The sequence below is a fragment of the Dickeya sp. MK7 genome (assembly GCF_000406305.1).
Classification (GTDB): Bacteria; Pseudomonadota; Gammaproteobacteria; order Enterobacterales; family Enterobacteriaceae; genus Dickeya; species Dickeya fangzhongdai.
The window spans coordinates 283,568-296,724 of the sequence record NZ_CM001984.1 but is presented as its reverse complement, the minus strand read 5'-3'; the positions used below and the strand labels follow the sequence as shown (position 1 = coordinate 296,724).

Annotated in this window: 13 protein-coding genes; 8 read left to right on the top strand and 5 right to left on the bottom strand. The window is 57.0% G+C overall.

The window, feature by feature from the left end:
• Window positions 1-121: 121 nt before the first annotated feature.
• From DXXMK7_RS01435 to DXXMK7_RS01425, 3 genes are read right to left on the bottom strand one after another with little or no spacing between them, the layout of a single operon-like run.
• Window positions 122-1,174 carry an NAD(P)-dependent alcohol dehydrogenase gene (locus tag DXXMK7_RS01435; protein WP_038917536.1) on the bottom strand — a complete coding sequence of 351 codons (1,053 nt, stop codon included), beginning with the start codon at window positions 1,172-1,174 and terminating at the stop codon, window positions 122-124.
• 30 nt (window positions 1,175-1,204) lie between these two features.
• Complete coding sequence (locus DXXMK7_RS01430; RefSeq protein ID WP_371206443.1) at window positions 1,205-1,993, bottom strand: SDR family oxidoreductase; 789 nt, start codon at window positions 1,991-1,993, stop codon at window positions 1,205-1,207.
• The gene (locus tag DXXMK7_RS01425; RefSeq protein ID WP_038917535.1) at window positions 1,974-2,369 is read right to left on the bottom strand and encodes a cupin domain-containing protein; all 396 of its coding nucleotides are present in this window, start codon (window positions 2,367-2,369) and stop codon (window positions 1,974-1,976) included. The genes DXXMK7_RS01430 and DXXMK7_RS01425 overlap by 20 nt, the downstream gene beginning before the upstream one ends.
• Before the next feature lie 349 nt (window positions 2,370-2,718).
• Here DXXMK7_RS01425 and DXXMK7_RS01420 point away from each other — a divergent pair, with 349 nt between their 5' ends.
• Window positions 2,719-3,612 (top strand): LysR family transcriptional regulator, encoded by an 894-nt coding sequence (locus DXXMK7_RS01420; RefSeq protein WP_038917534.1) that lies wholly within the window; start codon window positions 2,719-2,721, stop codon window positions 3,610-3,612.
• 53 nt (window positions 3,613-3,665) lie between these two features.
• Here DXXMK7_RS01420 and DXXMK7_RS01415 read toward each other — a convergent pair whose 3' ends face one another.
• Together DXXMK7_RS01415 and DXXMK7_RS01410 are read right to left on the bottom strand one after the other, a co-directional pair.
• Window positions 3,666-4,511 (bottom strand): SDR family oxidoreductase, encoded by an 846-nt coding sequence (locus tag DXXMK7_RS01415; RefSeq protein ID WP_082170943.1) that lies wholly within the window; start codon window positions 4,509-4,511, stop codon window positions 3,666-3,668.
• Window positions 4,512-4,757: 246 nt separating this feature from the next.
• Complete coding sequence (locus tag DXXMK7_RS01410; RefSeq protein WP_038917533.1) at window positions 4,758-5,900, bottom strand: endonuclease/exonuclease/phosphatase family protein; 1,143 nt, start codon at window positions 5,898-5,900, stop codon at window positions 4,758-4,760.
• 245 nt (window positions 5,901-6,145) lie between these two features.
• On the opposite strand from DXXMK7_RS01410, the gene DXXMK7_RS01405 reads away from it, so the two are divergent.
• The 7 genes from DXXMK7_RS01405 to DXXMK7_RS01375 all read left to right on the top strand — a co-directional run bounded on the left by DXXMK7_RS01405 (window position 6,146) and on the right by DXXMK7_RS01375 (window position 12,865).
• Complete coding sequence (locus DXXMK7_RS01405) at window positions 6,146-6,916, top strand: amino acid ABC transporter substrate-binding protein (RefSeq protein ID WP_038917532.1); 771 nt, start codon at window positions 6,146-6,148, stop codon at window positions 6,914-6,916.
• A 25-nt stretch (window positions 6,917-6,941) separates the two neighbouring features.
• The gene (locus tag DXXMK7_RS01400; RefSeq protein WP_038917530.1) at window positions 6,942-7,607 is read left to right on the top strand and encodes an amino acid ABC transporter permease; all 666 of its coding nucleotides are present in this window, start codon (window positions 6,942-6,944) and stop codon (window positions 7,605-7,607) included.
• Window positions 7,608-7,721: 114 nt separating this feature from the next.
• A complete protein-coding gene (locus DXXMK7_RS01395; RefSeq protein WP_038917527.1) occupies window positions 7,722-8,417 on the top strand; it encodes a CTP synthase in 696 nt (231 codons plus the stop codon).
• Between the two features lie 297 nt (window positions 8,418-8,714).
• Complete coding sequence (locus DXXMK7_RS01390) at window positions 8,715-9,740, top strand: amino acid ABC transporter substrate-binding protein (RefSeq protein WP_038669033.1); 1,026 nt, start codon at window positions 8,715-8,717, stop codon at window positions 9,738-9,740.
• A 72-nt stretch (window positions 9,741-9,812) separates the two neighbouring features.
• Window positions 9,813-10,991, top strand: a complete 1,179-nt coding sequence (locus tag DXXMK7_RS01385) for an amino acid ABC transporter permease (RefSeq protein WP_038917526.1) — start codon at window positions 9,813-9,815, stop codon at window positions 10,989-10,991.
• A 9-nt stretch (window positions 10,992-11,000) separates the two neighbouring features.
• Window positions 11,001-12,095: an amino acid ABC transporter permease gene (locus tag DXXMK7_RS01380; RefSeq protein WP_038917525.1), complete on the top strand. Its 1,095-nt coding sequence runs from the start codon at window positions 11,001-11,003 to the stop codon at window positions 12,093-12,095.
• Between the two features lie 8 nt (window positions 12,096-12,103).
• Window positions 12,104-12,865, top strand: coding sequence for an amino acid ABC transporter ATP-binding protein (locus DXXMK7_RS01375; protein ID WP_038663273.1), 762 nt, complete (start codon window positions 12,104-12,106; stop codon window positions 12,863-12,865).
• Window positions 12,866-13,157: the final 292 nt, after the last annotated feature.

The following is a 13,157-nucleotide window of genomic DNA, read 5'->3' as shown; positions in this document are numbered from 1 at the left end:
ACAAAAGGCGCGATACCGGATAGGAATCGCGCCTTTTTACTTATTACCGTGTCACAGTTTCACCATCTCACCTTCGCGTTTTCCGCTTAATCAGACTGTCCTGAACCAGCGTGCCGGAAGCTTATGCCAGCGATGCCATATCGATGACAAACCGGTATTTCACGTCGCTTTTCAACATACGTTCATAGGCCGCGTTGATGTTCTGAATATCGATCATTTCCACGTCGGACGTGATGCCATGCTCGCCGCAGAAGTCGAGCATTTCCTGCGTCTCGGCAATCCCGCCGATGCAGGAACCCGCCACCGAGCGCCGCCCCAGAATCATCGAAACGGTACTGAGCATCGGGTTGATATCGCCCAGCAGGCCCACAAACACCAGGGTGCCGTCTACCGTCAACGTCGGCATGTAAGGGTTGATATCATGTTCGTAGGGTACGGTATCGATAATCAGCTCAAACTGCCCTTTGACGGTTTCCATCTGCGATGCCGAAGTAGAAAGCACAACGCGATCGGCGCCTAAACGCCGGGCGTCGGCCTCTTTGCCGGGAGAACGAGTGAATAGCGTCACTTCCGCGCCGAGAGCGTGAGCCAGTTTGATCGCCATATGACCCAGACCGCCCAATCCAACCACCGCCACTTTGCTGCCTTTACCTACGTTCCAGTGACGCAGCGGCGACCAGGTGGTAATCCCGGCGCACAGCAGCGGCGCCGCCGATTTCAGGTCCATCGATGCGGGAATCCGCAGCACAAAATCCTGCGAGGCGACGATTTGCTGAGAATAGCCGCCATAGGTCGGCTGGTGATCATGACGGTCGACCCCGTTATAGGTCTGCACGTTGCCTTCATCGCAGTATTGTTCCAGGCCCTGCTTACAGGGCTGACATTCACGACACGAATCCACCATGCAGCCGATACCCACCAGATCGTCAGGTTTGAATTTGGTGACGCCGGCGCCAACGCCGGTCACACGCCCGATGATTTCATGGCCGGGAACCAGCGGGTAATGGCTAAAGCCCCAGTCATTGCGCGCCTGATGCAGATCGGAGTGGCAAACGCCGCAATAGAGCACCTCCACCACCACATCATCAGGGCGCGGCGTACGGCGGGTGAAGTGAAACGGCGCTAACGGCGCGGTTGACGACTGCGCAGCATAACCCAGTACTTTCATGGTCATAGTTGACTCCTTGCCTTATTCAAAGCGTGATTACAATTCCTGCCGGGTCGGACGGAACAGAATTTCGTTAATATCCACGTCTTCAGGCTGGCGGATGGCGAAGGCCACGACCCGGGCGAACGACTCTGCAGAAATAGCATAGTCGTCATAGAACGACTTGACGCCCGCTGCCATGTCAGGATCGGTAATACTTTGCACCAGTTCGCTTTCCACCGCGCCGGGCGAGATAACGGTGGTGCGAATATTGTAGGGTTTGACCTCCTGACGCAGCCCTTCCGAAATCACCCGGACCGCGGTCTTGGTGGCCGCATAAACCGCGCTGCCGGGGCGGACTTTGTGTCCGGCCACCGAAGAAGTATTAATGATGTGCCCGCGCTGTTGCTGCTTCATATAAGGAAGCGCGGCGGCGATGCCGTACAGCACGCCTTTCAGATTGACATCGATCATGGCGTCCCAGTCCTCAATCCGGCGCCGTTCCAGCAGGGAATGCGGCATTAGCCCGGCGTTGTTGACCATCACGTCGATGCGGCCGTACAGTGCAACGGCACGGTCGACCAGCGCCTGAACCTGCTCCGGACGGGTCACATCGGTGCCGACTACCGCAGCCTCCGGCAGCCCCAGCGAGCGGGCAAGCGCCTGTAACCGATCTAACCGGCGTGCGCCCAATACCAACCTGGCGCCCTGCGCGGCCAGATGGCGAGCCAGCGCTTCGCCAAGCCCGCTGCTGGCTCCGGCAATCACCACCACCTTATTACCTTGGTTCTCAGTCAAAATATCTGCCTTCTCGTGATCCCCCAGGTTATTTCGGGTATTGCTCATCACTGACGTGCTCCATCCATTCCACCACGCTGCCGTCAAGCGACTCGGCAATCGCAATGTGCGTCATCGCCGTTTCCGCCGCCGCGCCGTGCCAGTGCTTGACCCCTTCGGGGATCCATACGATATCTCCCGGATTGATTGCCTGAACCGCCTGTCCCCATTCCTGAACCCAGCCCTGCCCGTGAGTGACAATCAACGTTTGCCCCAGCGGATGGGAGTGCCAGGCGGTGCGTGCGCCGGGCTCAAACGTCACGGTCGCACCGCCCACGCGGGCGGGTTCAGTCGCCTGAAACGGCGCGTCAATGCGCACCTGACCGGTAAACCATGCTTCCGGGCCTTGCCGGGAAGGCTGTGAGCCATTACGAATAATCTTCATTTTTTCCTCTACTCCCGGCCAGATTGCCGGCGTTAACATCAACAGGGCGACGGGGCATGGCATCAAGGCTGTGCGCCATACGTCGCTATCAGTATGGTTGGCGCCAGCCAATATCGGCGTCGCGCCCGACAAGGCGTTGCCGTCGTCAACCACGCCGTTCTCGTCTGAAACGCCGCTTTCGCCTTAAACGCCACGTCCGCCCAAGCTCAATCGCTGATGAAAACGTATCGCGCCTGATAACCGGCGACTAGACAGGGAAATCCGCATGGAGCTATGAGTTAAATTCATATATTTATTCAGTATAGTGTCAGGCGACGACACGCGCGCTGCGCCACAGGAGGCAAATCAATTGCTTAAAGAAAACTTCAGCGATCTCATTTCGTTTCGCATGGTCGCGCAGGAAAAGAGCTTCACCCGCGCCGCGGCGAAGCTGGGCATATCCCAGTCGGCGCTAAGCCATGCCATGCGCAGCCTGGAAGAACGGTTAGGCATCCGCCTGCTGACGCGTACCACGCGCAGCGTGTCATTGACCGAAGCCGGCGAGCGCCTGCTCGGGAATATTTCGCCATCGCTCAGTGAACTCGAATACGCGCTGGAAGATCTGGGAGAAATGCGCGACAAACCGGCGGGCAATATCCGTTTGACGGCCGGCGAACATGCGGTGAATTTTGTCCTCTGGCCGGTATTGAAACCGTTCCTCAGCCAGTACCCGGATATCCATCTGGAAATTACCGTCGACAACGCGCTGACGGACATCGTTAACGAGCGTTTTGACGCCGGAGTCCGGCTGGGCGAGCAGGTCGCCAAAGACATGGTGGCTGTTCGCATCGGCCCGGATATGCGCATGGCGGTAGTCGGTTCGCCGGCGTATTTCGCCCGTCACACCGTGCCCGAAACCCCACAGTCGCTACAGCAACACAGTTGCATCAACATGCGTCTTCCAACATTAGGGGGATTGTTCGCCTGGGAGTTTTCCAGAGACGGGCGCGAAATCCGCGTCCGGGTCGACGGCCAGCTGACATTCAACAACCTGCAGCACCGCATCGACGCCGCGCTGTCCGGTCTGGGGCTGGCTTACGTTCCGGAAGACACCATTCGGCAAGCGGTCGCAGAAGGGCGTCTTATTCAGGTACTGGAGTCATGGTGCGAACCGTTTCCCGGCTATTACCTGTACTATCCCAGCCGTAAGCAGCACACAGCCGCCTTTTCACTGTTTATCGACGCGCTGCGCTATCGCGGCTGATTACGGATGCGCGTGGCGCACGCGCCCTGTGGTAAAAGGCAATCGATAATGCATTACGCTCCCGGCGGGAAGTCGGTGGACGCGGCCAAATCGACCTGCTGTTCAAAATCCTGCAGCCGTTTGCGCAGTACGTCGATCGTGCCTTGCAACGCCTGAGAACCCAGCACCATGCGCAACGGCGCCGGTTGTTGATCAACGCTTTCGATAATGCGCGCCGCCATTCTGACCGGATCGCCCGGTGCCAGCCCATTCGCAGGATCAAGCATACGCAAAAAAGCATGGGCGGGCGTCGCGTCATAAACCGGCGTCAATGTGGCGACCTGCGCGCTGCCGTAGCGGAATTCGGTGCGGGCGCCGCCGGGTTCAACCAGCGTCATGCCAATGCCAAAGGGCGCGACTTCCTGCGCGACCGACTCGACAAAGCCTTCAATCCCCCACTTGGTGGCGTGATAGAGAGAATTGCCGGGGAAGGCCACCTGCCCGCCATAAGACGAGATCTGGATAATGCGCCCTCCGCCCTGCTGGCGCATGATGGGAATCACGCTGCGGATAAATTGAATGGACCCCAGCAGATTGGTGGCGATCATCTGCTCGATCTGACGATCGGAAAGTTCCTCCGCCGCGCCAAACAGCCCATAACCAGCGTTGCTGATCGCCACGTCGATACGGCCGAACTGTTTGAATGTCCGCTCGACCACACCGGTTATCGCTGCAGTATCCGTGACATCCAGTATTTCCGGGCGGAACGTCTGCGGCCATTGATCTATAAGGGGCTGCGCGCTGGCCAGATGTCTTACCGTGCCCACCACGCGGTCGCCCTTTGCCAACAGTTGCTGCGTCAGTTCACGACCAAAGCCGGTGCTGACCCCGGTAATCAGCCAGATTCGCTGTGACATCATCTCTTCTCCATCATTGTCTTGATGGTCGATAATTTAAGCAGCCGCCGGGATGAAGACTATAGATAGAAAATGCTTGTACTTATGAATAAGAATCATGAGTTCACAGGCAGATTCCGCTGCCGCGCCTTTCTTCCTGCGCCGAGAGGCACATTAAGACGAGGCGGATGACCCGAAAACGAGGCGGATAACCCGCCCCGTTCACAACGGTGCAATCTCCTCACTGTCGCCGCCCCATGCCGGACGAATTCAGGAGATATCCAGCTCGACCCACACGGCGGCGTGATCCGACGCCGCGGTATCCCAGGAGGTGACGGTCGGGAACGGCTTCACCGGTTCCGCGCCTTCTTTGGCGGTGATCTTGTCAATGTTATAGATACCGCGCCGTTCAATGCCGCAGGTGACCTTCGCCTGATGCAACGGCGTGGAAATGAAAATATAGTCCAGTTGGTTCAGCCGTTCCCCGGCCTTACCGCCAGAAAAGTAATAGGTATAACGCGCCGTTTCCGGCAGGGAAGGATCGATCGCCGGGTGCAAATCCGGCACGGAAAACAGCGGCGCCAGGCTATGCCAGGGATTGGCGACATCCTCGTTCAGGTCGCCCATCACCACCACATACTCCTGCTGCAGATTGTACCCGCGGACAATGTCGGCAACCCGCTCCGCCTGCGCGCGCCGCCGTTTGGCCGCGCGTTCGCGTTCGTCATCGTTACGGCCGTTCTGGCTTTTGAAGTGATTACACAGCACATGTACCGGCTTCGACAGGCCGACATCTATCGTCACCTCCAGACAATCGCGGCTGAACAGCGGGGTAAACGACTCGCCGGCGTCAAAAATATGGGTACGCAACTGGATAATACGATGACGCGTCAGGCAGGCGACATCGATGCCGCGTGGATCGTTCGGGCTGTCGATCAAGACATACTGAGCGAACGCCTGATCCGCCAGAATTTGCCGGTTGAAATCGCGCAACACCGCCATGTTTTCCACTTCCGCCGCACACAGGATATCGGCATTCAGCGCCTTGATGACCAGTCCGGTATTTTTTCGCTGTTGATCGCCGAACGCTTCGGCGCGAAAAATCAGCTCGCCCAGCCAGTCGCCTCGACCCTGGCAGCTCTTGTTAATCCGGAATCCGGTCTTGCCCGCCTCGTTTTTCCAACTGCCGAGCGAGCCGCCGTCGACGCGAAGGTCAATGTAGGGTTGGAGATTGCTGGTCAGGGTAAAAATTCGGTCTTTCAGGGCATCGTCATACTTATCGGCATCCAGCAGCGTTTGCAACTGGCGTACTTTCTCCAGTAACTCACTGCTTTGCTGCGGGTCGGGCAGGTTGAGAATAGCGGTGCGATGAAACAGGTTTTCAACGTTATAGCTGGCAAGTCTGAGCTTCATAACTCCTCCTCAGGCAACAGACTACGGCGGGAAAGTACAAGTCTGGCAACCGATTGTTACCACCGTATATCACGCCTTCCCGCGATGCTAACCCGCGGCCCTCAGTGGTAAAAAACACCGGCGCTCACTATATTCATAGCAGATATAAGCCATGTCTTTATGTACTTGGCAAACATCATGACATCACGTAAATTCGCAGCATTTCTGACTTACAACGGCAATAGCCATACCTGGCAGGAACTATGATGAAAAAATCTCGCTTAGCATTACTTACCGGCGCTTTACTGGTTACCAGCGCGCTGGCACAGGCTCAGGACGATCTCAGCGCCATCAAGGCCGCGGGTGTGATTAAATTCGGTACCGAAGGCACGTACGCGCCTTACACCTACCATGATGCCTCCGGCAAACTGGTCGGTTTCGATGTGGATGTCGGCCGTGCAGTGGCGGAAAAACTGGGCGTAAAAGCGGAGTTCGTCGAAGGCCGCTGGGACGGGCTGATTGCCGGCGTGGACGCCAAACGCTACGACGCCGTTATTAACCAGGTGGGCGTAACCAAAGAGCGTCAGGCGAAATACGATTTCTCCAAGCCGTATATCGACGCCAAATCGGTGCTGATCGTACGTGGCGATAACACCAGCATCAAATCGTTCAACGATCTGAAAGGCCACAAATCCGCCCAGAGCCTGACCAGCAACTACTCCAAGCTGGCGACCAGCTACGGTGCGGAAATCGTGCCGACCGACGGCTTCAACCAGTCGCTGGAATTGGTGCTGAGCGGTCGCGCCGAAGCCACCCTGAACGATAACCTGTCGTTCCTGGACTTCAAAAAACACAAGCCGGACGCCAATGTGAAAGTGGTTGCCACCGCTGAAAGCGGCGACCCGTCCGCCATTCTGGTACGTAAAAACCAGCCGCAACTGGTGGATGCGCTGAACAACGCGCTGGATCAAATCAAAGCGGACGGCACCTATAAGACGATTTCTGTGCGATACTTTGGACAAGACGTTTCCAAATAATGCATTGATATCGGAGTTATTTTAGATGCCATCATGGCTACAACTCATGGCAGACTCCTTCTGGAGTCTGCTTTCCGCTGGGCTGACATTTACCGTTCCTCTCGCGATTCTTTCCTTTATCCTCGGTTTGATGATCGGGGTGCTGGTCGCCTTGCTACGCCTGTACGGCCCGAAATCGCTCAAGCGAATTTGCGACTTTTATGTGTGGGTGATTCGCGGTACGCCGCTGCTGGTCCAGCTGTTCCTGATTTTTTATGGCTTGCCCAACGCCGGCATCACGCTGGACGCATTCCCGGCGGCCCTGATCGGTTTCAGCCTTAACGTCGGCGCCTACAGCTCGGAAATCGTGCGCGGCGCTATTCTGTCCGTGCCGAGGGGGCAGTGGAACGCCGCCTATTCGCTCGGCATGAGCGGAGCACAGGCCATCCGCTGGGTGATCGTGCCGCAGTCGGTATTCGTGTCGCTGCCGCCGCTGGCGAATACCTTTATTTCGCTGGTCAAGGACACGTCGCTGGCCGCCGTAATCACGGTGCCGGAAATGTTTCTGGCGGCGCAGCGTATCGTGTCGGTGACCTACGAGCCGCTGATTCTCTATGTCGAAGCCGCATTAATCTACCTGCTGTTCAGCACCGTGCTGAGCAAACTGCAGACCTGGCTGGAAAAATACTACCAGCGCCACATCGTGCATTGATAACCGGCAGGCAGGCCGTCTGGCCTGCCTTTCCCCTCTCTCACAATCAGACTGACCACCTCGACATTACCTCCGATTTACCGTAGCCTTCTGTTTTACCAGCCGGAGAATGTCATGAAACAGACTGTCAGAATCGCGCTGATAGGTGACTACAACCCTGCCGTCACCGCCCATCAGGCTATCCCGCCCGCTCTCGACCTTGCCGCCCGCCAGCTTAATCTCAACCTTCAGTACCAATGGATAGACAGCGAACAGTTGTCGCCCGCGGCTCAGCTCGACGCCTTCGACGCCGTCTGGTGCGTACCCGCCAGCCCGTACCGCCACGACGACAATATCCTGCAGGCCATTCGGTTTGCCCGCGAAACACAGCTCCCTTTTCTGGGCACCTGCGGAGGCTGCCAGTACGCCCTGCTGGAATACGCCCGTCATGTGTTGGGCTGGCATGACGCCAACAATGCGGAAGTCACTCTGGAAGGCCGGGCGGTGATTGCTCCATTACAATGCGAGATGGTGGAAAAACAGGGCGATATTCGCCTGTCGCCCGACTCACGCATCGGCCGCGCTTACGGCCGCGACGCGATCACCGAAGGCTATCGCTGCCGCTACGGCATCAACGAAGCGTTTCGGGATGCGTTCACCGCCGCCGGCGTCCGGGTGTCTGGCGTGGATGACAACGGCGATATTCGCGCGGTCGAACTCACCGATCACCCGTTTTTTGTCGGCACCCTGTTTCAGCCGGAACGCGCTGCACTAAAACAGATAGCGCCGCCGCTGGCAGTTGCCCTCCTTGAGGCAGCCTCAACGCATTAATTCCCGGTTTTTACGTAAGTTGCACCAAAATGGATCGAGCACAGCCTGCTTCCTCCATTTTGGTGCATCCTATGCCTTTCCTTTATCCCCCCATACCTCTGATTTATCACGGCGTACCACTGATACGATTTAGTTTCTTGCCCGTAGCACGATGATTACAAGCTGGCATTGTTCTTGCTTTCTGATAACGACGGCTCCCGAATCCGGGGCACAACGCCGACAGACAGAGCAGGTGCAGCCATGACTGCGCCAAAACACAACAGCACATTACTATTACATTAGGCACATACGATGATTATGAAGAAAGTGATTATGTCCACGCTGGTCGCCAGCGCTTCACTGTTTGCCTTCATCAACCAGGCACACGCAGGCGCAACTCTGGATGCGATTCAAAAGAAAGGGTTCGTGCAGTGCGGTATCAGTGATGGACTTCCTGGTTTCTCGTATGCCGATGCCAACGGCAAATACTCCGGTATCGACGTTGACGTCTGCCGCGGTGTCGCTGCGGCCATTTTTGGCGATGCCAATAAAGTCAAATTCACCCCGCTGACCGCCAAAGAGCGCTTCACCGCCCTGCAGTCCGGCGAAGTGGATTTGCTGTCCCGCAATACCACCTGGACTTCCTCCCGTGACGGCGGCATGGGCCTGCTGTTCACCGGCGTAACCTACTACGACGGTATCGGCTTCCTGACCCATAACAAAGCCGGACTGAAAAGCGCTAAAGAGCTGGACGGCGCAACCGTTTGTATCCAGGCCGGCACCGACACCGAGCTGAACGTGGCCGACTACTTCAAAACCCACAACATGAAATACACCCCGGTGACCTTCGACCGCTCTGACGAAAGCGCCAAAGCGCTGGATTCCGGCCGCTGCGATACGCTGGCTTCCGACCAGTCTCAGCTGTACGCCCTGCGCATCAAACTGGGCAAACCGGCCGACTTCGTAGTACTGCCGGAAGTGATCTCCAAAGAACCGCTGGGACCGGTAGTACGCCGCGGTGACGAAGACTGGTACGCGATTGTCCGCTGGACGCTGTTCGCCATGCTGAACGCCGAAGAGATGGGCATTACCTCTCAGAACGTCGACCAGATGGCCGCCAAACCGACCACCCCGGACATGTCGCACCTGCTGGGCAAAGAAGGCAACTACGGCAAAGACCTGAAACTGCCGGCCGACTGGGCCTACAAAATCGTCAAACAAGTGGGCAACTACGGCGAAGTGTTTGAGCGCAACGTGGGTCAGGGCAGTGAGCTGAAAATCAAACGTGGCCTGAACGAACTGTGGAACAAAGGCGGCATCCAGTACGCCCCTGCCGTTCGCTGATTCCTGATGTAAAACCGGGCACGTGCTGCGAACCAGCCGTGCCCTTGCTTTATCTGTCACTGAGGCTCCAACATGCTGCAACGCCCAACCGTGAAAGGTGATTTATCACTGACTAATCCAGCGGTGCGCGCCTGGTTGTATCAAATCCTGGCGGTCGTAATCGTCGTGGTTACCGTCGGTTATCTGCTGCACAACACGGTAACCAATCTGGCGCAGCGCGGGATTACGTCAGGTTTTGCCTTTCTGAACAACAGCGCCGGCTTTGGTATTGTTCAGCACCTGATTGACTATGAACAAGGCGATACTTACGCCCGCGTCTTTGTCGTCGGTCTGCTGAATACGCTGCTGGTCTCGGCTATTTGTATTGTCTGCGCCTCGCTGCTGGGGTTTATCGTCGGCCTGGCTCGTCTGTCCGACAACTGGCTGTTACGTAAACTGTCCACTATCTATATCGAGACATTCCGCAATATTCCGCCGCTGCTGCAGATTTTCTTCTGGTATTTCGCGGTACTGCGCAACCTGCCGGGCCCGCGTCAGGCGGTCAACGCGCTCGATACCTTTTTCCTGAGCAACCGCGGATTGTATATTCCGGCCGCCGAATTTGGCCCGGGGGCGCTTCCTTCGATACTGGCGCTGATCGTTACGCTGATCGTCGCCGCCATGATTTTCCGCCGCAATAAGCGCTACCATGCCCTTACCGGTCAGCAACGCAGGTCCTGGCCGATTCCGCTGGCGATGCTCGTGGTGTTGCTGGGCTTATCGCATCTGATTTTCGGCCGGGCGCTGCATTGGGATTTCCCGGTACTGAAAGGATTCAACTTCAGCGGCGGGCTGGTGCTGATTCCTGAACTGGCGGCGCTGGCGCTGGCATTGTCGGTGTATACCTCCTCCTTTATCGCCGAGATCATCCGCTCCGGGATCCAGTCCGTCTCTTATGGGCAACACGAAGCGGCGTTGTCGCTGGGCCTTCCCAAACCGGTCACCCTGCGTAAGGTTATTCTGCCGCAGGCGCTGCGCGTGATTATTCCGCCATTGACCAGCCAATATCTGAACGTGGTGAAAAACTCGTCGTTGGCTGCCGCCATCGGTTATCCGGATATGGTGTCGCTGTTCGCCGGCACCGTGCTGAACCAGACCGGCCAGGCCATCGAAACCATCGCCATCACCATGTCGGTCTACCTGATTATCAGCCTGCTGATCTCGTTACTGATGAACATCTATAACCGGAAAATCGCCTTAATTGAGCGTTAAAGGAATAGGATGACCATGATTACACACACACCATCCAACCCGACGCCCATTAACCGCGCCATCGTCTGGGCGCGACGGAACCTGTTCTCCAGCATCACCAATAGTGTGCTGACGCTGGCCTGTCTGTGGCTGCTCTGGACTCTGATCCCGCCGCTGCTGAACTGGGCCATTCTCAAGGCCAACTGGATCGGATCCACCCGCGCGGATTGCACCAGTGACGGCGCCTGTTGGGTGTTTATCCATGCCCGTTTCGAGCAGTTCATGTACGGGCTTTACCCACGGGAAGAGCTCTGGCGCATCAATTTCGCACTGGTACTGGCGCTGATCAGCATCCTGCCGATGTTCTGGCGCAACCTGCCGCGCCGTGGTCGTTACATCGCCATCTGGTGCGTGGTCTATCCGCTAATCGCCTGGTGGTTGCTGTTCGGTGGTTTTGGCGGCCTGACTCGGGTGGAAACCCGCCAGTGGGGCGGCCTGACGTTGACCATCATCATCGCGGCTATCGGCATTGCCGGCGCCTTGCCGCTGGGAATCCTGCTGGCATTGGGACGTCGCTCCAACATGCCGGTACTGCGGGCGCTCTGCGTCATCTTTATCGAGTTCTGGCGCGGCGTACCGCTGATTACCGTACTGTTCATGTCCTCCGTTATGCTGCCGCTGTTTCTGACGGAAGGCACCAACATCGACAAACTGCTGCGCGCGCTGGTCGGGGTGATTCTGTTTCAGTCCGCCTATGTGGCGGAAGTGGTCCGCGGCGGTCTGCAGGCGCTGCCCAAAGGGCAATATGAAGCGGCCCAATCTCTGGCGCTCGGCTACTGGCGTATGCAGGGGTTGGTGATTCTGCCTCAGGCGCTGAAGATGGTGATACCCGGTCTGGTCAACACCATCATCGCGCTGTTCAAAGACACCAGCCTGGTGATCATCATCGGCCTGTTCGACCTGTTCAGCAGCATTCAGCAAGCGACCGTTGATCCGGCCTGGCTGGGAATGTCCACGGAAGGCTACGTATTTGCCGCCATCCTCTATTGGATCTTCTGTTTCAGCATGTCGCGTTATAGCCAGCACTTAGAAAAACGTTTTGATACCGGACGCAAGTCTCATTGAGGTTACCCATGAACCAGGACACGTTAACACCATCTTCCGACTACATGATCACGCTGGAAAACGTGAATAAGTGGTATGGGCAGTTCCACGTACTGAAAAATATCAACCTGCAGGTCAAACAAGGGGAACGTATTGTTCTGTGCGGACCGTCAGGCTCCGGTAAATCAACTACCATCCGCTGTATCAACCATCTGGAAGAACATCAGCAGGGACGTATCGTGGTAGACGGCATCGAACTTAACCACGATAGCCGCAACATTGAGAAAATCAGAACAGAAGTGGGCATGGTGTTCCAGCATTTCAACCTGTTCCCGCATCTGACGGTTCTGCAAAACTGTACGCTGGCGCCGAGCTGGGTTCGCAATATGCCGAAAAAAGAAGCGGAAGAGCTGGCGATGCACTATCTGGAACGAGTGCGCATCGCCGCGCATGCCCATAAATACCCCGGGCAGCTTTCCGGCGGCCAGCAACAGCGTGTCGCGATTGCCCGCTCACTGTGCATGAAGCCGAAAATCATGCTGTTTGACGAACCGACATCGGCGCTGGATCCGGAGATGGTGAAAGAAGTACTGGATACCATGCTGGGTCTGGCGGAAGACGGCATGACCATGTTGTGCGTGACCCATGAAATGGGCTTCGCCCGTACTGTAGCCAACCGGGTAATCTTTATGGATCAGGGTGAGATCGTCGAACAGGCGCCGCCGGATATCTTCTTCAGCAGCCCGCGCTCAGAACGTACACAAACATTCCTGGCTCAGATACTGCATTAATCACACCCAACATCTCTCAGGCCCGCTCACCGTAGCGGGCTTTTTCATGCCCTGAATACCACACATTGGAATCAACAGGCAGAAGCGAACCGATCGATAAAATCCTGCTTTACCGTCACGAGTCTGGGCGTGATATCGCAACGCTGATCGATGCCGACACGCTGGCTGTGGCCAGCGACTCCGCCTTAACGCTCGCCCTGCCCTGTCTGGATCTCAACCAGCCGGTACAGATCGCCGCGTTTATCCGTGACTGGCTGCGAAGGCGAACCGGGACAACCGGAGACTGAGCGCG

Coding starts and splice junctions, on each gene's coding strand:
- DXXMK7_RS01435 (WP_038917536.1), bottom strand. CDS start 1,174: ATGACCATGAAAGTACTGGGTTATGCTGCGCAGTCGTCAACCGCGCCG.
- DXXMK7_RS01430 (WP_371206443.1), bottom strand. CDS start 1,993: ATGAGCAATACCCGAAATAACCTGGGGGATCACGAGAAGGCAGATATT.
- DXXMK7_RS01425 (WP_038917535.1), bottom strand. CDS start 2,369: ATGAAGATTATTCGTAATGGCTCACAGCCTTCCCGGCAAGGCCCGGAA.
- DXXMK7_RS01415 (WP_082170943.1), bottom strand. CDS start 4,511: ATGATGTCACAGCGAATCTGGCTGATTACCGGGGTCAGCACCGGCTTT.
- DXXMK7_RS01410 (WP_038917533.1), bottom strand. CDS start 5,900: ATGAAGCTCAGACTTGCCAGCTATAACGTTGAAAACCTGTTTCATCGC.
- DXXMK7_RS01405 (WP_038917532.1), top strand. CDS start 6,146: ATGAAAAAATCTCGCTTAGCATTACTTACCGGCGCTTTACTGGTTACC.
- DXXMK7_RS01400 (WP_038917530.1), top strand. CDS start 6,942: ATGCCATCATGGCTACAACTCATGGCAGACTCCTTCTGGAGTCTGCTT.
- DXXMK7_RS01395 (WP_038917527.1), top strand. CDS start 7,722: ATGAAACAGACTGTCAGAATCGCGCTGATAGGTGACTACAACCCTGCC.
- DXXMK7_RS01390 (WP_038669033.1), top strand. CDS start 8,715: ATGAAGAAAGTGATTATGTCCACGCTGGTCGCCAGCGCTTCACTGTTT.
- DXXMK7_RS01385 (WP_038917526.1), top strand. CDS start 9,813: ATGCTGCAACGCCCAACCGTGAAAGGTGATTTATCACTGACTAATCCA.
- DXXMK7_RS01380 (WP_038917525.1), top strand. CDS start 11,001: ATGACCATGATTACACACACACCATCCAACCCGACGCCCATTAACCGC.
- DXXMK7_RS01375 (WP_038663273.1), top strand. CDS start 12,104: ATGAACCAGGACACGTTAACACCATCTTCCGACTACATGATCACGCTG.